Source organism: Kineosporia mesophila (genome assembly GCF_021129235.1).
Taxonomy (GTDB): domain Bacteria; phylum Actinomycetota; class Actinomycetes; order Actinomycetales; family Kineosporiaceae; genus Kineosporia; species Kineosporia mesophila.
Genome location: NZ_JAJOMA010000006.1, coordinates 115,529 through 136,446, shown reverse-complemented (window position 1 = coordinate 136,446; position 20,918 = coordinate 115,529). Strand labels below are relative to the sequence as shown.

Here is a 20,918-nt window from a genome sequence, read left to right as displayed (position 1 = left end):
TGGCTGGCTGTGAGCCTTACCGCCGTCGAATTGGTTCTGTGAGCCGTCAGGGTTTCACACCGATGACGCGGTCCCGCCCGGCGAAGTAGCCCGCCACCATGAGCATCACCATCATGACCAGGATCATCACCAGTGAAGGGGCCCAGGTGCCGGTCGCATCGCGCAGTGCTCCCGCGGCGATCGGCCCGGCGGCGGCGAGCAGGTAGCCCACCGACTGCGCCATGCCGGACAAAGCGGCTGCCTGGGTGTGGTGTTCGGTGCGCAGGCCCATGAACGACAGGGCGAGCACGATCGAGCCGCCTCCCGCGGTGCCGGCCAGGCTGGCCCAGATCACGCCGAGCTGGGGGGCGGTGAGGATGCCGGCCACGGCGACGAAGAAGAAGACCGGGGCGAGGACGGCGAGTGCACGCTGGTCGCGGAATCTGGGGATAAGGGTCGAGCAGGCCAGGCTCCCGGCGATGCCGAACGCACTGAGGAGGAACTGGTGCACACCGGCGGCAGTTGGGGAGATGCCGGCCTCGCGCTCGATGGTGGGCAGCCAGGTGACGAGGACGTAGTAGGCCACCGACTGGAGCCCCATGAAGGCCGTGACCTGCCAGGCGAGAGCGCTTTTCCACGGTGATCGACCGATGGGGGCGACGTCGTGCTCGAGGGGTAGCACGACGGTGTTCCGGCGCAGTTGCGGTGCGAGAACGGCCAGGGCGATGAGGGCCAGACCGGCCCACAGGCCGAGTGGGAGGCGCCAGCCGAGGGCGGACAGGCCGGCCAGGGGGACGGCGACTCCTGCGGCCAGGGCCGCGAAAATGGACTGCGTGGCCGAGTAGGCCCCGGTGATCTGCCCGATGCGTTGTGGGAAGTCGCGTTTCACCAAGGCGGGCAGCACCACGTTGAGGGTGGCGATGGCCACGCCGAGCAGCGCAGTGCCGGCCCACAGCAGCACCGAGCCGGGCAGGGAGCGCACCATCAGCCCGACGGCCAGGGTGGCGAGCGCTGCGGCCAGGGTGCGTTCCAGGCCAAGGCGGCGCGCGAGGGTGGGCGCGAAGGGGGAGACCAGGGCGAAGGCCAGCAGCGGGAGGCTGATGAGGACCGACGCCTCCAGCGAGGAGATGTCGATGTCGGTCTTTACATCGTCGAGAACGGGCCCGACGGTGGTGATTCCGGCGCGGAGATTGCCGGCTACGAGGAGCAGGCCGGTGAGCACCAGCGCGGGGCTCGGCGCGGCTGGGGGTGCGAGCGTCTTGGCGGTGCTCACGGGTTCAGCCTGCTGTCGACCTGCGCTTCGACGAGCCGGACGTTGTGCTCCACCGCGGCTGCGGCCGCGTCCGGATCTCCGGCGGCCACTGCGTCGACGATGGCGCCGTGCGCGGCGTCGATCTCCCGGAGACCCGGGTGGAAGCGGTCGAAGTCCGGGTCGAACGTGCCGGATCGGCGGTGGGCTTCCTCAACTCCGCCGATCCCCCGGTACAACTCGGCCAGCAGCTCGTTGCCGGCCAGGGCCACGAGCTGGTGGTGGAAGGCCGCGTCGGCGGTCGCGTGCTGCTGCGCCTGGGTGGCGGCGTCCCGCTGGGCCAGCAGGGTGCGCAGTTTCTCGACCTCGTCGGCCGTGGCCCGGGACGCGGCCAGACGGGTTGCCTCCCGTTCCAGCAGCAGCCGCACCTCCGCGGTGTCGTTCGGACGATCGAACGGAACGCGGCGGGCGAGGGTGGGGGCCAGGTCACTCGTCGCCACCACGTAGGTGCCCGAACCGGCCTGGGCTCGCAGCAGCCCGGCATGCACCAGCGACCGGACGGCTTCGCGCAGGCTGTTGCGGCTGACGCCCATCTCGGTCATCAGCTCGGTCTCGGTGGGAATGCGTGCACCGACCGGGAACTCGCCGGCGGCCAGGCGACGGCGCAGTTGGTCGGCCACCTGGTCGGAGAGGTTCAGCTTGGGGGTGACTCGGGGCATGCCGGCGACGCTAACACACAAACGTCCAAATGTAGGATGTTTGCTCTGTGGGCACCCGTTCAGCCCAACGGCGCGGCTGGGAACTCCTGCAGGCCCAGCACCCGCACCAGATCCAGGCGCTCGCGGGTCTCGGCATCGGCCGCTGTGAGCACCACCAGGTGCTGCCGAAGGTCGGGGGTCATCAGCGTCTCGCAATCCATGAGCAAGGGTCCGACCTGCGGATGCATCAGCGTCTTGCGGTCGGCCCGGCGCACCTTCACCTCGTGCTCGGCCCAGTACCGGCCAAATTCCTTGCTGGAGGCCTGAAGCCGCTCGACCAGGCGGACCACTTCCGGGTCCCCGGCGCGCCGGCCGAACACGGCGCGCAGATCGGCGACCAGCTGACGGGCCTGGTGCTCACGATCCTCCGGCGGCTGGACGCCCCAGGCGAGAGGGTCGGTGAACCACCGGTAGATGAGGTAGCGGTGGTCACCGGTCTCATTCATCAGATTGCCCGCGAGCAGCATGGACATCCGGTTCTGGGCGAGCACCTGTCCCAGGTCCGAGATCACCATCGCGGAGGCGCCCTCCAGCAGGTCGAGCATGCGCACCAGCCCGGCGCGGGCCAGCTGGGACGCGCCCTCCGAGGTCGGCGGCTGGTGCCCGGCCAGGTGGAACAGGTAGTCACGCTCGTCGTCGGTCAGGCGCAGGGCCCGGGCCAGAGCACCGAGCAACTGGATCGACGGCTGACTGCTGCGGCCCTGCTCCAGGCGCACCACGTAGTCGACCGACATACCGGCGAGCATGGCGACCTCCTCCCGTCGCAGGCCGGCGGTGCGACGCCGCGGGCCGTCGGCAATACCCACCTCACCAGGGCGGATCGCCTCGCGTCGGCGACGCAGGAAGTCGGCCAGCTCGTCCCTCTGCATGTCTTCATCCTGCGTCCGGAAGGGCGCCGGAGCCAGGGAGCGGCTCTCCCACGATGAAGCCTCCTCTCCCGCCACCGCGTCCGCCGTCCCAGTCTCGAAGAACAGAAGCACGAGCAATGGACGAAGGAGCAAGCCATGCGGACACGCACCCTCGGCAAGAACGGCCCGGCGGTCTCGGCGATCGGCCTGGGTGGGATGAGCATGTCCGGCGCCTACGGTGACGCCGACCGCGACGAGAGCATCGCCACGGTGCACGCGGCCCTCGACGCCGGCGTGACCCTGATCGACACCGCCGACTTCTACGCCACCGGTCACAACGAGCTGCTGCTGGCCGAGGCGCTGCGGGACCGCCCACGGGAGAGCTACCGGCTGAGCGTCAAGACCGGGATGGTCGTCGGGATCGGTGGACTTCCCGCCGGTCAGGACGGCCGCCCCGAGACGATCAAGAACTCGGTCACCTACTCCCTGACCCGTCTGGGCACCGACTACATCGACATCTACCGCCCGGCCCGGCTCGACCCCGCCGTGCCGATCGAGGAGACGGTCGGCGCGATCAAGGAACTCGTCGAGGCCGGCTACGTGCGGTACGTCGGCCTGTCGGAGATGAACGCCGAGACCATTCGCCGCGCCCACGCCGTGTACCCGATCACCGACCTGCAGATCGAGTACTCGCTGATCTCCCGCGCGGTGGAGGCCGAGGTGCTGCCCACGCTGAGAGAGCTCGGCATCGGGATGACCGCGTACGGCGTGCTCAGCCGGGGCCTGATCTCCGGGCACTGGACGGCCGATCGTTCCACCCGGCCGGGCCAGGGCGATCACCGCGCGATGAGCCCGCGCTTCGCCGCCGGGAACGTGGAACACAACCTGGCCCTGGTCGAGGCGCTGCGCAAGGTCGCCGAGGCCAAGGGCTGCACCGTCGCCCAGCTGGCCATTGCCTGGGTCGCGGCCCAGGACCCCTCGATCGTGCCGGTGATCGGGGCCCGCACCCGCACCCGTCTGGCCGAGGCCCTGTCCGCGGCCGATCTGGAGCTGACCGCCGACGACCTGGCCGCGATCGAGACCGCGGTTCCGGTGGGCTCGGCCCGAGGCGACCGCTACCCGTCCTCCTTCATGAAAGACCTCGGCGTCGGCAATTGAGGCATCGACAACCCGACCCGTAGGTGACCCGACGGCGTTCGCCAGTCGGATCGTCCCTCATTGAAACGCAGTGGTGCCCGCCGGAAGACTGTGGTGGGCACCACTGAACCGTTTGATCGATCAATACGTTCCGGGCAACGAAAACCCAGTCTTAGCAATGCCTCTGGGAGAAATTCGCGATCATCCGCAACGACGACGGGTCGGTCACCCTCCAGGCCGACGTCGACCACGAGTACGTGAGGGTTCAGGACGGCGGCACCGAGCTGGTCTCCGACACCAGCTCGGCCTTCTTCATGGTGGACCGACCGGTCACGCTGCGCCGCCTCAGCCGGCAAGACGGCCGCAGCACTCCCGGCGGACTGGTGTTGCTCAGGTACTCGGTGGCGTGATCGACGCAGCCCCCAGCCACCCGGACAGCATGGCCACCGCGACCTCCCGCACGACGTGGTCACCGGGCAGGAACGACGGGTCGTGCAGCATCGGTCCGGCGGCCGAATGCTCGGTGGGGTAGCCGGTTCCGACGAACTGCATGAGGATCGGCAGCTGGGAGCCGTAGGTGGCGAAGTCGTCGGAGCCGCAGGATGCGAACGGGCTGGTGGGGACTCCGAAATCGCTCAGCCAGGTGCGGGTGAGGCCGGCCAGCACCTGGTCGTTGACCAGCGCCGGCTCGCCCCGGCGAATCTCGTACTTGCCCGTGCAGCCGTGGGCCTCGGCGATGCTCGTGACGGTCCGGGCCAGGCGCTCGTGCAGCAGGGCGCGGTCGGTCTCGTCCATCACCCGGATCGTGCCCGCCGCCATGGCCGTTCCCGGGATCACGTTCGGGGCGGCCGCTCCCTGCATCTGGGTGATCGAGACGACTGCCGCGTGCAGCGGGTTCACCGTGGAGCGGGCGGTCTCCTGCAGGGCCAGGATGATCCGGCAGAGGGCGGGTACGGGGTCGACGGCCAGGTGCGGGTAGGCGCCGTGACCTCCACGGCCGGAGACCACGATCTCGATCTCGTCCACGGCCGCGTTCACCGGTCCCCCGTCGGACGACACGTGACCGGCGGGCACCTGCGGCTGGACGTGCGCGGCGATGAGCGCTCGCACCTGGTGGTCGATCAGGTGGTTGCCGGCCACCACGTCGGCGGCGCCGGTGGGGCCGACCTCCTCACGGGGTTGCAGCAGGCCCACCAACCCCAGCGGCAGATCCACTTCGCGAGCAGCCTGAAGGACCGCGAAAAGGCCTGCGAGGTGGACGTCGTGGCCGCATGCGTGCATCGCCGGCGGGTTCGACGCGGTCGAGGCGAAGGATGAACCGGTCATCTCCGTCAGCGGCAGTGCGTCGAGCTCGGCCCTCAGCCCGATCGACTCACCGGCCGGGCCGAGGCGTAGCAGGCGTCCGGTGCCCGCGACCGTCTCGACCTCGAAATCATGATCACCCAGCGCGTTCAGCACCCGCCGCGAGGTGGGGTCTTCCTTCCCGGACAGGTCTGGCGCGGCGTGCAGCTCGTGCCTCAGCTCGATCGCCGCCGGTAGCGACGCGTCGATCCCCCTCAGCCAGCGTCCGGCCAGGTCTTGCAAGTTCTGTGAAGCCATCACCCTGTCCTACAAGGGCGCACCGGGTGGGACAAATGCAGGGGCGCGTCAGAAACCCGAACGGCCCCTCATACCCATGCAGCGCGCTCCGTCATCTCAAGAGACGGTACGTCTCCAGGACGGGGTTCAAACGTGGGCGAACGCCATATCAAACTCGATCTGCCCACCAAGCTCATCATCGCGGCCGTGGCGGGGGCAGCGGTGCTCACCGCTCTGCCCGGTAGCGCCGAGCAGAGCGACGCCTCGATCGGCAGCGTCTATCGCGCCCAGGTGCTGGGCACGTCCGAGCCCGATGCCATCCCGGGGCAGTACATCGTCGTGCTCAAGGCACCTCCGGCCGGTGAGGACGGCGCCGTGCTGGACGCGGCTGTGGACCGCGCGGAGGATCGCGGCGCCGAGGTCACCCAGGAGTACGGCGACGCGCTGAATGGGTATGCCGCGCAGATGAGCGCGGCCGAGCTCGCGAAGGCCCAGCTGGACCCGGCGATCGCCTACATCACCGCCGACCAGGCCGTCAGCATCGATGGCTCGCGCACGGTCACGTCGTGGGGGCAGGACCGCATCGACGCGCGCTCCGGGCTCGACAACAAGCTCACGACCGCCGGCAACGGCAGCGGAGTCACGGTGTACGTCATCGATACCGGCGTGCGGTCCACCCACACCGACCTGGCCGGGCGGGTGCTGTCCGGCTACACCGCCATCTCCGACGGGCACGGCACCGAGGACTGCCAGGGGCACGGCACTCACGTGGCCGGCACGATCGGTGGCACGAAGTACGGTGTCGCGCCGGCCGTGAACATCGTTCCGGTGCGGGTCCTGCCCTGCCAGGACTCGGGTACGTCGTCCGACGTCATCGCGGGCATCAACTGGGTCACGGCCAACCGGATCGAACCGGCCGTGGCGAACATGAGCTTGGGGGGCTCGAGCAACTCCGCCCTGGACAGCGCGGTCAATGCGTCGATCGCATCGGGCGTCACCTATGCGGTGGCCGCCGGGAACGACGCCGAGGACGCCTGCGGCAGCTCCCCCGCCGACGTAGCGGACGCCCTCACCGTCGCGGCCTCGACCAAGACCGATGCGAACGCGAGCTTCAGCAACTACGGCACCTGCGTGGACCTGTACGCGCCCGGCGACGCCATCATCTCGGACTACTACACCTCCGACACGGCCGCGGCCACGATGAGCGGCACCTCGATGGCCTCCCCCCACGTCGCCGGGGCCGCAGCGCTCTACCTACAGGCCAATCCCGGTGCGACCCCGGCCTCAGTGGCCTCGGCCCTGACCGGGAACGCCACCAGCGGCGCTCTGTCATCGGTGCCCAGCGGAACCCCGAACCTGCTGCTGTACGTGGGATCCGCCACGAGCACGCCCACCCCGACCCCGGTGACCACCACGCCGACCGCCACCCCGACTACCGCGGTGCCCACTTCGTCCCCAGTTACAACACCCACCAGCGCACCCACGCCCACCCCAACACCCACAACCCCCGCGCCCACCTGCACGACCACCCTGACGGGCAAGGTGACGCTGAGGACGAAGGCGATCACCGCGTCCACTTATACGAGTGAGGCCTCAGGGCTGCACCGCGGCTGCCTGACCGGCCCGAAGGGCACCAACTTCAACCTCACGCTGTCGAAGTGGAACGGGCGCAGCTGGGTGTCGGTCGCAGTCGGCAGTCGGTCGGCCTCGACCGAAAGTGTCAGTTACACCGGCGCTCCCGGCAAGTACCGGTGGACCGTCGGGCGGGTGAAGGGCAAGGGCACCTACACCCTCAGAATCTCGCACCCGGCTTAGGGAAGGCCTCTTCGAGAATCTGTCGGATCGGCAGTATGAACCGCAGCTCGTCGGCGAATACCACCAAAGCCGTCATTTCAGAAAGCGTATCGAATCTTCAGCCAGGGCGTCTGCTCGGTGATCAGCTCCAGCAGACGCTGCTTCCACACCGACTTCCAGGCCGCCCGGTACCGTACGTTGCGCATGCCGTTCTGCGAGGTCTTGAACTCCTGAATGTCCGGTCGCCACAACAGGTTCTCGGCCTGGGGGTGCCAGCCCAGATTCACGTCGTGCAGGCCCTGGTTGTGTGTCAGGAAAATGACCTCGGCCTGGGCCTGAGCCTTCGCCGCGGGTGACAGCGAGTCGTTCAGCTGCGCCAGCAGTTCGGCCCAGTCGGCCAGCCACTCCTCGTGCACCACCACCGGCGAGAGATTCAGGTGCACCTCGTAGCCGGCCTCGAGAAAGTCGTTCACCGCGGCGATCCGCTCGCTCACCGGAGAGGTGCGGATGTCGAGCAGTTTCGCGGTGCGTTCGGGCATCACGGAAAAACGGACGCGGGTGCGCCCCTGCGGGTCGTAGTCCAGGAGGTCACGGTTCACCTGCTTGGTGGCGAACGAGGCCTTGGCCGTCGGCCAGTCCCGGAAAGCAGCGACCAGATCGAGGACGTTGTCACTCACCATCGCGTCTACCGACGCGTCACTGTTCTCCCCCAGGTCGTACACCCAGGCCTGCGGATCACACTGATTCGGCTCGGTTTTCGGACCTTGGCGGACGATGTGCCGGCCCAGGTAGCCGATCATCTGCTCGATGTTGGCGTAGACCGTGATCGGGTTCGCATACCCCTTGTGGCGTGGCACGTAGCAATACGCGCAGGCCATGGCACAACCGTTGGAGGCGCTCGGGGCGATCCAGTCCGCCGACCGCCCGTTCACCCGCGCCGTCATCGTCTTGCGCACGCCCAGGGCCAGCACCTCGGTCTTCACCCGCACCCAGCGCTGCACGTTCTGCTCGTCGTTGTGCACGGCGTCGATCCGGTTCGCCGACGCGACCTCCACGACCTGGGCCTGCGGCCAGCGCGCCACGATCTCCCGGCCCCGCTCCAGTTCGAGGGCGGCCGGTTCGGCGTAGATGGTGCGGACGTCCAGAAGCACCCGGTGATGGTCTCGTGTTTGTGGACGAGGAGCACCTCGGCCATCAGTTGCTCAACGTGCGGAAGAGTACATTCCGGGCAAAGATCATGGTTCAGCTTCTGTCGGCTGAGACCCGCATCGATCTTTGGACACCTCTGGGAGCCCACAGTGACGGATCCGGCCATCAGCCCCACCGGTCTCGGCGTCTGGCCGGGTAAGGCCTATCCGCTCGGAGCCAGCTACGACGGCTACGGCACCAACTTCGCGATCTTCAGCGAGGTGGCCGAGAAGGTCGAGCTCTGCCTGTTCGACGGGCAGGGCAACGAGAGCAGGGTGGAACTGCCCGAGGTCGACGCCTTCATCTGGCACGTCTTCCTCCCCGGCATTCAGCCTGGTCAGCGCTACGGATATCGCGTGTACGGGCCGTGGGACCCGGCCCAGGGGCACCGCTGCAACCCGAACAAGCTGCTGCTCGATCCCTACGCCAAGGCGATCGAGGGAGTCTTCGACTGGGACGAGTCGGTGTTCGGCTACCCCTTCGGAGACCCCGACATCCGGAACGACGCGGACTCGGCCGGGCACATGCCCAAGTGCGTGGTGATCAACCCGTACTTCGACTGGGGCACAGACCGGCCACCGAGTCGTGAGTACGCCGACACCGTTGTCTACGAGGCCCACGTGAAAGGGCTGACGCAGACCCACCCGGACGTGCCCGATGCCATGCGCGGTACCTACTCCGGCATCGCGCACCCCGCGATCGTGGAGCACCTGACCTCGCTCGGTGTCACCGCGCTGGAGCTCATGCCGGTGCACCACTTCGCCAACGACTCGACGCTGATCAGCAAGGGTCTGTCGAACTACTGGGGCTACAACACCATCGGGTTCTTCGCACCCGACCCGAAATACGCGTCCACCCTTTCGCCGGGTGGTCAGGTGCAGGAGTTCAAGGCGATGGTGCGGGCCCTGCACGAGGCCGGCATCGAGGTCATTCTCGATGTGGTCTACAACCACACCGCCGAGGGCAACCACCTCGGGCCCACACTGTCGCTGCGGGGCATCGACAACCGGGCCTACTACCGCACGGTCGAGGACGACCGGCGCTACTACATGGACTACACCGGCACCGGCAACACCCTCAACGTGCGGCACCCCCACGCCTTGCAGTTGCTGATGGACTCGTTGCGCTACTGGGTCACCGAGATGCACGTCGACGGCTTCCGTTTCGACCTGGCGTCAACCCTGGCCCGGGAGTTCTACGATGTCGACCGGCTGTCGAGCTTCTTCGAACTCGTGCAGCAAGACCCCACGGTCAGCCAGGTCAAACTGATTGCGGAACCTTGGGACGTCGGTCCCGGCGGATATCAGGTCGGCAACTTCCCGCCTCAGTGGACCGAGTGGAACGGCAAGTACCGCGACACCGTGCGGGACTTCTGGCGCAGTGAACCCGCAACCCTTGGGGAATTCGCCTCCCGCATCACCGGCTCCGCCGACCTCTACGAGCACTCGGCCCGTCGCCCCGTGGCCTCGGTCAACTTCGTCACCGCCCACGACGGCTTCACGCTACGAGACCTGGTGTCGTACAGCGAGAAACACAACGAGGCGAACGGCGAGGACAACAACGACGGAGAGCGCCACAACCGCTCCTGGAACTCCGGGGCCGAAGGCCCGACCGACGACCCCGCCGTCCTGGCGATCCGCGCCCGCCAGCAGCGCAACTTCATCACCACCATGCTGCTGTCGCAGGGCGTGCCGATGATCTCGCACGGCGACGAACTGGGCCGCACCCAGCACGGCAACAACAACGCCTACTGCCAGGACGGCCCACTGAGCTGGGTGGACTGGTCCGACGTCGACGAAGACCTGCTGGAGTTCACCCGCACCGCCTCGGCCTTGCGCCGCAACCACCCGGTGTTCCGCCGGCGCCGCTTCTTCAGTGGACTGCCGGTACGGGCCCAGGGCTCGCAGGCCCAGCCCGACATCGCCTGGTTCCGCCCCGACGGCTCCGAGATGACCGACCAGGACTGGGGATCCGGCTTCGGCCGAGCCATCTCCGTGTACCTGAACGGCCAGGGCATCACCGACCTCAGCACCCGCGGCGAGCGAGTCGTCGACGACTCCTTCGTGCTTTGCTACAACGCCCACGACGAGCCCATCGACTTCTCCATGCCACCGGCGGCCTTCGGCGCGAGCTGGGCACTGGTCCTGAGCACCGAACCGGGCCGCCTGCCGATCTCGGCGCCGGTCGTGCCGGTGCAGGGCATTCAGACAGCGGTTCCGGTGATCACTGGTGACCCCGGGCCGGTGGTGGACGCCGAGAAATCTTTGACCGTGGCCGGGCGGGCGCTCGCGGTGTTGCAGTTGAAGACCGACTGAGGGTAGATATCTATCAGCCCATAGTAAGAATTTGGCGAGCCTCCGTATCGGCACCGCCCCAATGGAACGAGTGCCAGGTCCACGACACCCGAAGCTCCTGGTGCCAATCGGTAGAGACGATGGAGCTCGAACCCACAACCCCCTGTTTGCAAAGGGGTTCCGAGGACCAAAAGATCAGGTCAGACGCAATTCCACACCTGCTATACAGGTCCAGAACGGTCCATAGTAGCCCGGTGCCATTCCGGGTCGTTGACACTCAGACTGTCACTCAGTAAGGAGTGCCGACCGCTCCAATCGGAGTCCTGTCACTGGGCCGGCTTGGGGCTATCGTTGAGTCATGGCCGAGCCCCGCACCGTAACCGTGCCGATCGTCATCGAACAGGACGAAGACGGCGTGTGGTGCGCCCACGCCCAGCTGCGACCTGGTCTGGGCGCTCACGGCGAGGGCGACACCGAAGAGGCCGCCCTCGCAGACCTCCGCGAAGCCCTCACCGGGCTGATTGAGGAATTCGGGGTACCCCGGGAGCTGTCGATCACCGTCGCCGCCTGATGCCTCCGCTCCCCTCGGAGCCTGGAGCCCGGATCGTTCGTGCGCTGGAACGAGAAGGCTTCAAAGTCGCGAGAATCGCTGGCAGCCACCACATCATGCGGCATCCAGACGGGCGGGGAACCACGGTGCCCGTTCACGCCGACCGCGACCTGGCCAAAGGCACACTGCGCGGAATCCTCAACAATGGCGGCCTGACGATCGACGAGCTTGATCTGTAGCCGACCGGCGGCAGGAGCCGCACTTCATGCCATTCAGGTGCGAGAACTCGGTCTCCGACTACTCCGGAAAACGGCTTCTGACCAGAGTGGAGACGATGGGACTCGAACCCACAACCCCCTGCTTGCAAAGCAGGTGCGCTACCAATTGCGCCACGTCCCCGTATCTCGTGAGCGATCATTATCGCTCACGGGACGGGAGGATCAAATCTTGTCGGTCACCATCGCCCAGGGCTGGGTGGGCTTGGTGGCTCCGACCTTGCGCCACACAGCGACGCCAGCTGCCGAGGCAACCGCGACCATCAGCAGCTTCTTCATCAGGGTCCTCCCCGTCCAGGAAGGGCGACGTCTCCGCCACCCTTTGAGCAGGTCGAGATTATCACTGACTCCCGGCTGGCCGGTTCATGCCGATCGCCCCGTCAGCCACTGCGTGACCAGACGCGCCAGGTCGTCCCTCACTCTGCCCCGGATCCGGCCTCATCACACCGCTGAGCAGAAGGGTCGCCAAGCCGTGTACCAGCGACCGGGCGGCGAGAGCCGGCGCGAGCTCGTCCGCCGGTGAAAGTGCTTCTGACGCAAACCCTCGCAACAAATCGTAGGCGCGCCTGGAAGCCTCCTGAAATGCCTCGTCCTCTGCGTTGACGATGTCTGTACGGAACATCACCGCGAAATGCCCCGGATGCGTCAGGGCGAAGCGCATGGAGCGAAGACTCATGCCGGAACAGTCTTCGGCCTGCTCCGGCGAGTCGGCCAGAAGCTCGAAACCCTGTGCCCCCGCTGTGGTCAGCAGGCCCGTCCGGTCATCGTCGTGGCTTCGCCCTTCCGGCTGCACAAGCTGAGCCAGGTGCCGCGGTTCTTCCTGGACGCCATGAAGATTCACCGACAGGTGACGCGTAGCGAGGGGACGGTCGGGGGCTGGCCGAAGCCCATCCGCTACGCCGCGAGTTCTTCACCCTGAGCGCTTGCCGCGATCAGGCTTCGATCGACGCGATGATCCGCCAGGAACCGCACCGCAGCGCGATGTCACGACACTGTCCAGCTATGGCTTCTTCCGCCTTCACCTTCTACCGGCTGCCCGTCGGCCAACTGCCGGCTGGCTGGGAAGACGCCCACGTTCGGCTTACTGGGAACGACTCCGACTGAGATCCATCGTCCCGGTTCGGGACGTAGGCGATCAGTCACGCGCAGTTCGGTGCACGGGCACCGGCCCGCGTCTGTCCGAGATCACCGATGGACAGTTAAGATCGCCGTCTGAACATCAGCCCCCGAGGTGCGAGCTTTTCAGACCGCGAAGTGGTTCCTCGGCCGCTCTTACGCAACGTCGAGGGGTTCCTATGCTCGCATCCGCTACCCGTGCCATGGCAGTTCTTCTGGTGGACGACGACCCGGGCGACGTCCTCATGATCGAAGAGGCACTGGAAACGATTGGCGCCCCGCGCAACGTCTACGTGGTGAATGACGGCGAAGAGGCGGTGTCGTTCCTCCGTCGCACCGGCGAGTACGACGACGCCCCGCGGCCCGACGTCATCCTGCTCGACCTGAACATGCCGCGGATGGACGGGCGTCAGGTGCTGGCCGAGATCAAGAACGACCCTGAGCTGCGCAGTATCCCGATCGTGGTGCTGACCACCTCGCAGGCGCCGACCGACATCCTCAGCAGCTACTCGCTCCACGCCAACGCCTATGTCACCAAGCCCATGAACCTCGACGGGCTCACCGAGGTCGTGCGCCGGATCGACCACTTCTACGCCAAGATCGCCGCCCTGCCGGGTCGCCGGCCGCGCAGCGAAGACTAATCACCGTTTATCCACAAGGCTTTTCAACAGCCTGGGGAAACTTGTGCTCCCAGGATTCGGGGGACCGCAGGCGCCGTAGCGCCAGCATGGCCCCGAACCCGGGAATGACCGAAAATGCTCGCGCAGCAGAGTCTTTGGTCAGTGACCAGGTCATCACGATGGCCACCAGATAAGCGCAGCCGTGCACGGGGCCCAAGGCCGAGGCCAGGGCCCCGACATGAACGGTCGCCAAATTCAGCACCAGGAGCACGAGGGAGCACGCCTCCACCCCGGCGGCGATGCGCAGAGTCCGTAGCTGCACGGGTTCATACCCCCGTCGACGAGCCGGGCCGCACGATCATCAGAATCACGACGATCGCCCAGGTCAGGCCGAAGATGCCCGTGACCATGCCCAGCCGCGGCAAAAGGGCGGGCACCCGATCCGTGCCGCCCGGGCTCTGCAGCAGTTCCATCACGCGTCGCTGTACCGGGACGACCGCCCAGGCCAGCAGGCCGGCAGCGACCACGGTCAGCGCCATCGAGATCCAGATCCAGTAGTCGCCGAGTACGCCCATGGCCGAGGCCGTCGCGATGCCGAACACCGGCACGGTGATGCCGGCCACCGCGTATCCCGTGCTGATCCGGTGCAGGGCCTTGAGCACGGCGAACGGCCCGGCGTGGTCTTCGCCGGCCGCGACGGCCTCACGGGCGTACCGGGGGAACAGACTGGCCGCGGCCGTGAGCGGGCCGATGAGCACGATCGCCAGAACCACATGGATGACGAGGAGCAAGGCCTTCACGCGCCACAGGTTACAGCCAGACTTAAACTGATCGGAGAGGGGTGCCGGGTGTCAGGATGGGCAGGTGACAGGTGCTCCGAGATCGCCGCAGCCCAGCCCGGGTTTTCTGCTGATGACCATCGGCCGCACCATCCGGACCGAGGTCGAGGCCGGGCTACGCGAACACGGAACGTCGCTGAGGCATCTGTCCGCGCTGGGCCATCTGTCGCGCGAGCCCGGGCTCTCGTACAGCGAACTCGGCCGCCGGGCCGGGGTGACCGCACAGAGTATGCAGGCCACGCTGCGTCAGCTCGAGGAACTCGGCGCAGTCGATCGCCGCACGCTACCCGGCCGCGGGCGCACCGCCGACCTGGTCGTCACCCCCGCCGGCCGGGAACTCATCGACATCGGCCAGCGCACGATGCTCGAGGTGGAGACGAAAGTCCTCGAGCTTCTGGACGATGAACAGCGCCAAACCCTCACCGCGCTCCTGTTCCCGGTGTTGCTCGGTAACCAGAAACCGGCGGGAACGTGACAGCGGGGGCTGGCAAACGTCCGCAAGCACTTCAGGCAGTGACCCAAAGTCGCTCGATGGCCGCCCGCAACTGTTCAGCGGGAGGCGCCTCCCCCGTAACCGTGGCCTGCAGGAACACCCCGTCGACGAGGGTGGCGAGGGCGTAACCGGTGTTCTTGTCGGTGAGGCGCCCCGTCACCTCGCGTAGCCCCAGCAACCAGCGGGTGGCCAGGGGCCGCAGCTCCGGCGTATGTCCCGCAGCGAGATACAGTTCGCACTCCAGCCGCGCACGCGGCTGATCAGCCAGGTATCCCAAAATCAATTGCGTGAGGACGTCGCTCAGTTTCCTTGCTGCGTGGTCACCTTCACCGATCTCGGCTTGAGCAGCGCGCAGTTCCGATTCCCAGCGCTTCAGATCGGCGTCCCAGGCATCACCCGACTGCTCCAGTGCCCCGGCAATGAGGTCGTTAAGAGTGGGGAAGTAGTAGGTGGTCGCGCCGAGCGGCACGCCGGCCCGGGTCGCGATCGCCCGGTGCGTCGTGCGGGCCACGCCCACCTCGGCCACCACTTCGACGGTGGCCGCGAGCAGGGCGCGGCGCCGGCCTTCCGGATCCCGGGAACTAGTCATCAGGACTCAGTGAACCCCAGCCACGTTAAGGATCACCACCCCACCAATGATCATCGCGGCCCCCGTGACCTTGGCGAGGCTCAACGGCTCACCCAGGAACGTGGCCCCGATCAGCATGATCGCCGCAATCCCCGCACCCGACCAGGTCGCATACACAACGCCCACCGGCAGCTGCTCCACGATGCGCCCCAACAGCATGAACACCACCGCGTAGGTGCCCAGACACACCACACTCGGCCCTAGCCGCGAGAACCCCTGCGTCACAGGCAGCAAGCTCGTGGCCACCACCTCCAGGGCAATCGCCACGACCAACATGATGTACGCCATCGCCAACTCCTGTACGCCTGTACTAGTACGTATGTACAAGAGAGTCGGGGCGTCGTTTGTTCCCGGCGAGTAGGTGCAGGTCTGAGCGGAGGACGTCGGTGGCGACGACAGCGTTTGGATCAGGTTTTCGGGAAGGCCAAGGAGGGGCCGGCGAAGGGCTAGTGCGATGTGTACACCTGGTACATCCGGTACCGGATGTACCAGGTGTACACATCGCACACTGGTCCGTTCCGCTGCGGCGGGACACCCCTGACACGTTTGACGGGTTACTAGCTCGCTTGAGGGCTGGGAAGACCCACGCTCACCCCTCGACCACCACCTCGTCGAAGTACTCGGACATGAGCACGGCGAAGTTCTCGTACGGTTCCGGGTCCCCGGCTGATCCGGGCCCCCATTGATACGCGGTCCACTCTGAATCGGTATCAGTGGATGGCGGTTTCAGGAGCCAGTAATCGCCGGCGCCCCCGTCGGCGTAACCGATGAGCAGGCTGGTCTTGAGAATGGTGGCCTCGTCCTCGTCGTAGACCTCGAGCCAGACCTCGACGAGTTCGGGGTCGGCGTTGCGTAGCCAGTCGATCTTCTCGATGGGCCATACGTCTTCCCCGTACCGTCCCGCATCGGTCCAGCCGTTGCTGACCAGGTAGAAGTTCCGAAAGCGCGAAGGCAGAGCACGGCCCAGACGGGCTTCCGCCGCAGCAATGTCGCTCTCGCTGCACGGGTCGCTGCCCAGCCAGCTCTTCTCCAGGACCTCCGGGCTGAACCGGGGAACGGTGACGAAACCCAGCTCGGTGGTGGGGTCGAACCGGTCGACGGTCTGTTCCGGCGAGGTCAGCACCCTGCGGCTGAACTCGGTGAGGAAGGCCTGCCATTCCTCGACCGTGAGCGGCTGTTGATCCGGCATGGGGTTCTCCAGGGTGGTCAGCGGATGGCCATGAGTTCTGGTGTTCACGGGTGCTGGGGAAGCAGTAGTTCACCGAACTCAAAAGCTCCCAGAAGCGGTACCCTATGATGGCATTCGTCCAATATTGTTGCGGCGAATCCCCTCTTGCCTGCCTTCCCGGCTTGCTCTCATGGAGAAACCCCACATGGCTCTGCGTCGCCGCCCCCGCCAGCTGGTGAGCCTCGGGGCTGTCGCCTCGCTACTGGGAGTCGGGATGGCGGCCATCGGTCTGGGGGAGAGCGCGGGCGCTGCGCCCGCGAGCACCGTTGCCACCACCGCTCCTGCCACCGCGCGCGTGTACTACTTCGCCCGCGGAGCTCAGCGGATCGGCTACCGGCTCGATTACAAGGCGGCGCCGGGTCAGCGGAACGACCTCACTGTCGCGAGCGAGAAGTCCAATGGCGGGAAAACTTTCACGTACACCTACGACGACAGCGTGGAGATCTCGGCGGGGCCTGGCTGCGCCTACCCCGACACGACCGACCACACCCGCGTCACCTGCACGATCGACGACTACGACGCGAATCTGTATCGCGACGAGCCGATCTCGTACACGGTGGCTCGTCTGTACGACCAGGACGACACGGTGACCTTCTCGAACCCGGCCGGCACGCGCGTCATCAATCAGTTCGTTCTCGGCGACGGCAACGACACCCTCCGCACGAAGAGTAGCGACGAGTATTTCGCCACCACGGTCTGGGGCGGCCCCGGTGCAGACACCATCACCGGCCACAGCGGCCTGATCCTTGAGGGCGGCGAGGGCAACGACGTCCTGCGGGCGATCGGTAAGGGCACGTCGGCCAGCGGGAATGAGGGCGACGACACCATCACCGGCGGCGTGGGCGCTCAGATCTTGCACGGTGATGCCGGCAATGACGTCATCCACGGTGGCAGCGGCAACGACAAGCTCTACGGCAACTCGGGTGCGGACAAGCTGTTCGGGCAGGCCGGGAACGACTGGCTGTACGGCGGGCTGGGTAAAGACGTCCTCAACGGCGGTGCCGGGAAGAACAGGCTGAAGAACTGAGATTGCCGGGGCCGTCTCGAAGGAAACGGCCCCTGGCGTCTCAGATCTGGTTCTCGCCGCCGTCGACGTAGAGGTTCGACCCGATCACGAAGCTGCTGTCCGCCGAAGCCAGGAAGGCCACGGCGGCGGCGACCTCGTCGGGGCGACCGATGCGCCCGATCGGGAGACCAGCACCCTGGCTCGCCTTGAAGCCGGCCGCGTTCTCCTCGCCGACCAGCTCATTGATGCCGGTGGTGTCGATCGGGCCGGGTGAGACGGCGTTGACACGGATGTTCCGGCCCGCCAGCTCATGGGCCCAGACCCGTGCGAAGGTCCGCAGAGCGGCCTTGGACGCGGAGTAGGCGCCGAAGGCGACCGCTCCGTGATCGGCTGCGGTGGAAGCATTCAAGATTACCGAGGCACCGTCATTGAGCAGCGGCAATGCCTTCTGCACCGTGAATAGGCTTCCCTTGACGTTGACGTCGAAGACCTGGTCATAGGCCTCCTCGGTGATCTGCTCGATCGTCCCGAACGAGGCAGTGGCCGCGTTGGCGAACAGTACGTCCAGCCCCTGACCGCGCTCGCCGACCGCCGCGTACAGCCGGTCCAGGTCGTCGTGGTTCGTGATGTCGCCCTGGACGGCGGTGACCGAGGTGCCGATCAGCCCGGCCGCCTCGTCCAGCTCGTTCTTGCGCCGACCGAAGATGAAAACGTGCGCGCCCTCGTCCACCAGCCTCGCCGCGGTGGCCCGACCGATTCCCTTCGTACCGCCACCGGTCACAACTGCTGTCTTGCCTTCGAGCCTGCGCATCTCTGACCTCCGTCTTTTTCGGCACCGATCAGTGCTGAACGTGAATGTAGCACTTCTGCACCGATCAGTTTCGAAGAGCTAGAATGCTGCGGTGGACGCACCCCAGAAGGCTCAGATCGGTCGGCCGCGTGGGTTCGACGCCGACGACGCCCTGGAGCAGGCCATGCTGCTCTTCTGGAAGCAGGGCTACGAAGGCGCGAGCCTCACCGAGCTGGAAGCCGCCATGGGCATCACCCGCAAGAGCATGTACGCGGCCTTCGGGAACAAGGAAGAGCTGTTTCTCAAGGCGCTGCAGCGCTATACGGTCGGCCCCGCGGCCTACTCCTTCGAGTCCCTGCGGCAGCCGACCGCCCGGCAGGTGGCCACCATGTTCCTCGCCGGGTCGGTCCGCTCGAGTACCTGGCCCGGCGGCCCCGCCGGCTGCATGGGCGTGCAGGGTGCGCTGAGCACCGGTGAAGCGGGGCGAGTTGTCCGCGACACGCTGGCGGTGTGGCGGGACGGCGGCCGCGCGGCCCTTCTCGACCGGTTCCGGCAGTCCGTCGACGAGGGTGACTTACCCCCGACCTCCGACCCCGAAGTGCTGGCCCGTTACGTCATGACCGTGGCCAACGGCATCGCGGTCCAGGCTGCGGGCGGCGCCACCCGCGAAGAACTGCAGCAGGTGGCCGACGCCGCCCTGAAGAGCTGGCCCCCCGCCTGACCTTGCGTCCTGGCGAGCGTGTTTTGTTATAGGAAAAGCCATCTGGTCAGGCAGGGCAGTTCAGTCGAACAAGTAGTCCGACTCCTCGTCTGACGGCTCCATGACTTGTAAGCCTGTGGTCTTGACCAGGCGCCGCTGGTTTCCGCGCATCACAAGATCTCCGGAAATGGAAACGATCCGTCCGTCGCGATGGGCCAGAACCGCTCGCTGATACTCGGAATCGACAAGCTCCACGCGATAACGGCGTTGAGCGCCGGTGTCATCGTCTGCGCCATAGATAGTAATTTCACCGGGGCCAGACATCCCCGTATCGTGTGACAGTCTGATCACCAGACCGACCACCTTCACATTGGAGCGTGGCTGTTTCGTGCGCAGAAAATCCGCGGCTTCGTGCAGAACGCGTTGCTGCCCCGGTGTGATCCGTAGATGACTAGGTGTTTCCGGTGAGCGGAATCGGGCGGAGCGGGTAAATGTCATCTCGTACGTATGAAATTCGGAACCTCCGAGCGCAGACATCGCTGCCAGTTCAGTGGCGTTGGGCGCGCCTGGCTCCATCCTGGCGAACGCGCGGAGTGTGGCATGGCCAGCTGAGACTTGTTCGGCGAGGGCGGAGGCACGCTCTGCGACCTGGGCCATCCGGGTCTGCACACGCCGCCCGAACGGCACGGGTTCCAGGTCGAGCAAACCGTCGGATGCTGATGAGCTCTCCAGAGCCTCGTCTCGCAGAGGCAGGGAAAGGGAGAAGACGAAGCTTCCCGGCTCGGTGGAGAGCATGACCTGGTCTGCATAGGATTCTGCCTGGGCCGGCCGCCGGTTGGGCAGAACCAGGGCCGGAATCTGAAGTAGCGTGGCCGATGCCGAAGCGGCGATAAAATCCCGCAGCGCCGGCAGGGCTATCCGGATGAAGCCGAGAGGTGCCTGGCCGCTCGGGGCCTCCGGGTGGGTCCGCACCAGGACCCCGTCCACACCACCGTTGCGAATGTCTTCGACGACCTGTCTGACAGGGCGCTTCTCGGTCCACGACAGAACCCGAACTGCCTCATAAACACGCTGGACGACGTCGGTGAATCCGGTATGTACCGGAAGGACGACGGTGCTCACCTCGGACAGTGGGGATCGGTAGATGACGAGCTTGTCCGTGCGGGACGTTTCTTGCCAATTCGTCGAGATCAGGTACTGCTTCAGTTCGTCGAGTGGTGGCCAGTCGAAGTGCGGCGGAAATCCATCCACGGTGGAAGGAGAGGCGTTCACGCCATCTCCCAGGGGTCGAAATCGGGAACGGACGTGGACCGGGGAGCGGCGTTCTCTCGTAGCATCCGCTCCAGCCCTTCCTCATCGATCTTGTTCTTCGTCGGGACGTGCACCACTCGTGTTGAGGTATTCGTTGTGGCTGGAAGGCTTTCGAGAGACATCCAGTACCCGTGCGCCAATACCAGCAAGCCATCCTCATGAAGGCGGGCCCGGTCGTCATCATCTCTCACGATGACGACCACCAACAGGCGTCTGATGCTGTGGTCGGTGCGCCTGAGCACGTCGTAAGTGGGGACATCGAGACTGTACGAGATCTCGGTTCCGGAGGCAGACACTCCGCTGACGGTCTTGACCTGGATCTGAACCGTGGGTGAGTAGCACCCCCAGTGTTCGCCGAGGAGGGAGAGCTGGACATCTGTTTTGTCGAGGTCCAGAAATGCGGGCCGCCCGTACTGGTAGCCCCATGAGGCCGCGGCCATACAGAGCCACTGCTCGCCGAAGGCACCCTGAAGTGCGTTCGCATCTCCTGCGCGGCCCACCATCACGATCCATATAGTGCCTAATTTGGGAAATACC

The 20,918-nt window shown here is 66.5% G+C and carries 26 protein-coding genes and 1 tRNA gene; 11 read left to right on the top strand and 16 right to left on the bottom strand.

Annotated elements, in window-relative coordinates; all coding sequences use genetic code 11:
* Positions 1-46 precede the first annotated feature (46 nt).
* From LR393_RS10640 to LR393_RS10630, 3 genes are read right to left on the bottom strand one after another with little or no spacing between them, the layout of a single operon-like run.
* Positions 47-1,252, bottom strand: a complete 1,206-nt coding sequence (locus LR393_RS10640; protein WP_231483589.1) for an MFS transporter — start codon at positions 1,250-1,252, stop codon at positions 47-49.
* On the bottom strand, positions 1,249-1,947 hold the full coding sequence (locus LR393_RS10635; RefSeq protein ID WP_231483587.1) for a FadR/GntR family transcriptional regulator: 699 nt from the start codon (positions 1,945-1,947) through the stop codon (positions 1,249-1,251). The genes LR393_RS10640 and LR393_RS10635 overlap by 4 nt, the downstream gene beginning before the upstream one ends.
* A gap of 59 nt (positions 1,948-2,006) precedes the next feature.
* Positions 2,007-2,855 carry a helix-turn-helix transcriptional regulator gene (locus LR393_RS10630; RefSeq protein WP_231483586.1) on the bottom strand — a complete coding sequence of 283 codons (849 nt, stop codon included), beginning with the start codon at positions 2,853-2,855 and terminating at the stop codon, positions 2,007-2,009.
* A gap of 135 nt (positions 2,856-2,990) precedes the next feature.
* On the opposite strand from LR393_RS10630, the gene LR393_RS10625 reads away from it, so the two are divergent.
* Together LR393_RS10625 and LR393_RS10620 are read left to right on the top strand one after the other, a co-directional pair.
* Positions 2,991-3,992, top strand: a complete 1,002-nt coding sequence (locus LR393_RS10625) for an aldo/keto reductase (protein WP_231483585.1) — start codon at positions 2,991-2,993, stop codon at positions 3,990-3,992.
* 236 nt (positions 3,993-4,228) lie between these two features.
* Positions 4,229-4,381, top strand: coding sequence for a hypothetical protein (locus LR393_RS10620; RefSeq protein WP_231483583.1), 153 nt, complete (start codon positions 4,229-4,231; stop codon positions 4,379-4,381).
* On the opposite strand, the gene LR393_RS10615 is transcribed toward LR393_RS10620, so the two are convergent.
* Positions 4,362-5,570: a M20 metallopeptidase family protein gene (locus LR393_RS10615; protein WP_231483581.1), complete on the bottom strand. Its 1,209-nt coding sequence runs from the start codon at positions 5,568-5,570 to the stop codon at positions 4,362-4,364. The genes LR393_RS10620 and LR393_RS10615 overlap by 20 nt on opposite strands.
* Before the next feature lie 132 nt (positions 5,571-5,702).
* Here LR393_RS10615 and LR393_RS10610 point away from each other — a divergent pair, with 132 nt between their 5' ends.
* Positions 5,703-7,364 carry a S8 family peptidase gene (locus LR393_RS10610; protein WP_231483579.1) on the top strand — a complete coding sequence of 554 codons (1,662 nt, stop codon included), beginning with the start codon at positions 5,703-5,705 and terminating at the stop codon, positions 7,362-7,364.
* Positions 7,365-7,441: 77 nt separating this feature from the next.
* Here LR393_RS10610 and LR393_RS10605 read toward each other — a convergent pair whose 3' ends face one another.
* Positions 7,442-8,494, bottom strand: coding sequence for a spore photoproduct lyase family protein (locus LR393_RS10605; RefSeq protein ID WP_231483577.1), 1,053 nt, complete (start codon positions 8,492-8,494; stop codon positions 7,442-7,444).
* Between the two features lie 147 nt (positions 8,495-8,641).
* Here LR393_RS10605 and glgX point away from each other — a divergent pair, with 147 nt between their 5' ends.
* The 3 genes from glgX to LR393_RS10590 all read left to right on the top strand — a co-directional run bounded on the left by glgX (position 8,642) and on the right by LR393_RS10590 (position 11,614).
* Positions 8,642-10,846, top strand: a complete 2,205-nt coding sequence (glgX, locus tag LR393_RS10600; protein WP_231483575.1) for a glycogen debranching protein GlgX — start codon at positions 8,642-8,644, stop codon at positions 10,844-10,846.
* Positions 10,847-11,183: 337 nt separating this feature from the next.
* Entirely contained in the window at positions 11,184-11,396 is a 213-nt protein-coding gene (locus tag LR393_RS10595) for a type II toxin-antitoxin system HicB family antitoxin (protein WP_231483574.1), read from the top strand.
* The gene (locus tag LR393_RS10590; protein WP_231483573.1) at positions 11,396-11,614 is read left to right on the top strand and encodes a type II toxin-antitoxin system HicA family toxin; all 219 of its coding nucleotides are present in this window, start codon (positions 11,396-11,398) and stop codon (positions 11,612-11,614) included. The genes LR393_RS10595 and LR393_RS10590 overlap by 1 nt, the downstream gene beginning before the upstream one ends.
* An 87-nt stretch (positions 11,615-11,701) precedes the next feature.
* Here LR393_RS10590 and LR393_RS10585 read toward each other — a convergent pair.
* From LR393_RS10585 to LR393_RS10575, 3 genes are all read right to left on the bottom strand, one after another.
* Positions 11,702-11,774 (bottom strand) — tRNA-Ala (locus tag LR393_RS10585).
* Between the two features lie 41 nt (positions 11,775-11,815).
* Positions 11,816-11,929, bottom strand: coding sequence for a DLW-39 family protein (locus LR393_RS10580; RefSeq protein ID WP_231483572.1), 114 nt, complete (start codon positions 11,927-11,929; stop codon positions 11,816-11,818).
* A gap of 61 nt (positions 11,930-11,990) precedes the next feature.
* Positions 11,991-12,311: a TetR-like C-terminal domain-containing protein gene (locus tag LR393_RS10575; protein WP_231483571.1), complete on the bottom strand. Its 321-nt coding sequence runs from the start codon at positions 12,309-12,311 to the stop codon at positions 11,991-11,993.
* A 108-nt stretch (positions 12,312-12,419) separates the two neighbouring features.
* On the opposite strand from LR393_RS10575, the gene LR393_RS10570 reads away from it, so the two are divergent.
* Positions 12,420-12,569 carry a hypothetical protein gene (locus LR393_RS10570; RefSeq protein WP_231483570.1) on the top strand — a complete coding sequence of 50 codons (150 nt, stop codon included), beginning with the start codon at positions 12,420-12,422 and terminating at the stop codon, positions 12,567-12,569.
* A 376-nt stretch (positions 12,570-12,945) separates the two neighbouring features.
* Complete coding sequence (locus LR393_RS10565) at positions 12,946-13,407, top strand: response regulator (protein WP_231483569.1); 462 nt, start codon at positions 12,946-12,948, stop codon at positions 13,405-13,407.
* 7 nt (positions 13,408-13,414) lie between these two features.
* Here the strand turns inward: LR393_RS10565 and LR393_RS10560 are convergent, their stop codons facing one another.
* Positions 13,415-13,708: a hypothetical protein gene (locus LR393_RS10560; protein WP_231483568.1), complete on the bottom strand. Its 294-nt coding sequence runs from the start codon at positions 13,706-13,708 to the stop codon at positions 13,415-13,417.
* Positions 13,709-13,712: 4 nt separating this feature from the next.
* Positions 13,713-14,186 carry a hypothetical protein gene (locus LR393_RS10555; RefSeq protein ID WP_231483567.1) on the bottom strand — a complete coding sequence of 158 codons (474 nt, stop codon included), beginning with the start codon at positions 14,184-14,186 and terminating at the stop codon, positions 13,713-13,715.
* A 64-nt stretch (positions 14,187-14,250) separates the two neighbouring features.
* On the opposite strand from LR393_RS10555, the gene LR393_RS10550 reads away from it, so the two are divergent.
* Positions 14,251-14,700 (top strand): MarR family winged helix-turn-helix transcriptional regulator, encoded by a 450-nt coding sequence (locus LR393_RS10550; RefSeq protein ID WP_231483566.1) that lies wholly within the window; start codon positions 14,251-14,253, stop codon positions 14,698-14,700.
* A 31-nt stretch (positions 14,701-14,731) separates the two neighbouring features.
* On the opposite strand, the gene LR393_RS10545 is transcribed toward LR393_RS10550, so the two are convergent.
* The 3 genes from LR393_RS10545 to LR393_RS10535 all read right to left on the bottom strand — a co-directional run bounded on the left by LR393_RS10545 (position 14,732) and on the right by LR393_RS10535 (position 16,535).
* Positions 14,732-15,307: a TetR/AcrR family transcriptional regulator gene (locus LR393_RS10545; protein WP_231483565.1), complete on the bottom strand. Its 576-nt coding sequence runs from the start codon at positions 15,305-15,307 to the stop codon at positions 14,732-14,734.
* Between the two features lie 6 nt (positions 15,308-15,313).
* Positions 15,314-15,634 carry a DMT family transporter gene (locus LR393_RS10540; protein WP_231483564.1) on the bottom strand — a complete coding sequence of 107 codons (321 nt, stop codon included), beginning with the start codon at positions 15,632-15,634 and terminating at the stop codon, positions 15,314-15,316.
* A 301-nt stretch (positions 15,635-15,935) separates the two neighbouring features.
* Positions 15,936-16,535, bottom strand: coding sequence for an SMI1/KNR4 family protein (locus LR393_RS10535; protein ID WP_231483563.1), 600 nt, complete (start codon positions 16,533-16,535; stop codon positions 15,936-15,938).
* A gap of 184 nt (positions 16,536-16,719) precedes the next feature.
* On the opposite strand from LR393_RS10535, the gene LR393_RS10530 reads away from it, so the two are divergent.
* Positions 16,720-17,601, top strand: a complete 882-nt coding sequence (locus LR393_RS10530; protein ID WP_231483562.1) for a calcium-binding protein — start codon at positions 16,720-16,722, stop codon at positions 17,599-17,601.
* Between the two features lie 40 nt (positions 17,602-17,641).
* Here the strand turns inward: LR393_RS10530 and LR393_RS10525 are convergent, their stop codons facing one another.
* A complete protein-coding gene (locus LR393_RS10525; RefSeq protein WP_231483561.1) occupies positions 17,642-18,391 on the bottom strand; it encodes an SDR family NAD(P)-dependent oxidoreductase in 750 nt (249 codons plus the stop codon).
* 91 nt (positions 18,392-18,482) lie between these two features.
* Between LR393_RS10525 and LR393_RS10520 the strand changes: the two genes are divergently transcribed.
* On the top strand, positions 18,483-19,091 hold the full coding sequence (locus LR393_RS10520; protein WP_231483560.1) for a TetR/AcrR family transcriptional regulator: 609 nt from the start codon (positions 18,483-18,485) through the stop codon (positions 19,089-19,091).
* A gap of 60 nt (positions 19,092-19,151) precedes the next feature.
* On the opposite strand, the gene LR393_RS10515 is transcribed toward LR393_RS10520, so the two are convergent.
* Positions 19,152-20,342 carry a hypothetical protein gene (locus LR393_RS10515; protein WP_231483559.1) on the bottom strand — a complete coding sequence of 397 codons (1,191 nt, stop codon included), beginning with the start codon at positions 20,340-20,342 and terminating at the stop codon, positions 19,152-19,154.
* Positions 20,339-20,884 (bottom strand): DUF4365 domain-containing protein, encoded by a 546-nt coding sequence (locus LR393_RS10510; protein ID WP_231483830.1) that lies wholly within the window; start codon positions 20,882-20,884, stop codon positions 20,339-20,341. The genes LR393_RS10515 and LR393_RS10510 overlap by 4 nt, the downstream gene beginning before the upstream one ends.
* Positions 20,885-20,918 lie beyond the last annotated feature (34 nt).

Excerpts from the sequence above, each read along its gene's own strand:
- LR393_RS10530 (WP_231483562.1), top strand. The coding sequence starts at position 16,720 with ATGGCTCTGCGTCGCCGCCCCCGCCAGCTGGTGAGCCTCGGGGCTGTC.
- LR393_RS10565 (WP_231483569.1), top strand. The coding sequence starts at position 12,946 with ATGCTCGCATCCGCTACCCGTGCCATGGCAGTTCTTCTGGTGGACGAC.
- LR393_RS10630 (WP_231483586.1), bottom strand. The coding sequence starts at position 2,855 with ATGCAGAGGGACGAGCTGGCCGACTTCCTGCGTCGCCGACGCGAGGCG.
- LR393_RS10615 (WP_231483581.1), bottom strand. The coding sequence starts at position 5,570 with ATGGCTTCACAGAACTTGCAAGACCTGGCCGGACGCTGGCTGAGGGGG.
- LR393_RS10625 (WP_231483585.1), top strand. The coding sequence starts at position 2,991 with ATGCGGACACGCACCCTCGGCAAGAACGGCCCGGCGGTCTCGGCGATC.
- LR393_RS10580 (WP_231483572.1), bottom strand. The coding sequence starts at position 11,929 with ATGAAGAAGCTGCTGATGGTCGCGGTTGCCTCGGCAGCTGGCGTCGCT.
- LR393_RS10590 (WP_231483573.1), top strand. The coding sequence starts at position 11,396 with ATGCCTCCGCTCCCCTCGGAGCCTGGAGCCCGGATCGTTCGTGCGCTG.
- LR393_RS10510 (WP_231483830.1), bottom strand. The coding sequence starts at position 20,884 with ATGGTGGGCCGCGCAGGAGATGCGAACGCACTTCAGGGTGCCTTCGGC.
- LR393_RS10635 (WP_231483587.1), bottom strand. The coding sequence starts at position 1,947 with ATGCCCCGAGTCACCCCCAAGCTGAACCTCTCCGACCAGGTGGCCGAC.
- LR393_RS10575 (WP_231483571.1), bottom strand. The coding sequence starts at position 12,311 with ATGCGCTTCGCCCTGACGCATCCGGGGCATTTCGCGGTGATGTTCCGT.
- LR393_RS10545 (WP_231483565.1), bottom strand. The coding sequence starts at position 15,307 with ATGACTAGTTCCCGGGATCCGGAAGGCCGGCGCCGCGCCCTGCTCGCG.
- LR393_RS10595 (WP_231483574.1), top strand. The coding sequence starts at position 11,184 with ATGGCCGAGCCCCGCACCGTAACCGTGCCGATCGTCATCGAACAGGAC.
- LR393_RS10540 (WP_231483564.1), bottom strand. The coding sequence starts at position 15,634 with ATGGCGTACATCATGTTGGTCGTGGCGATTGCCCTGGAGGTGGTGGCC.
- LR393_RS10525 (WP_231483561.1), bottom strand. The coding sequence starts at position 18,391 with ATGCGCAGGCTCGAAGGCAAGACAGCAGTTGTGACCGGTGGCGGTACG.
- LR393_RS10535 (WP_231483563.1), bottom strand. The coding sequence starts at position 16,535 with ATGCCGGATCAACAGCCGCTCACGGTCGAGGAATGGCAGGCCTTCCTC.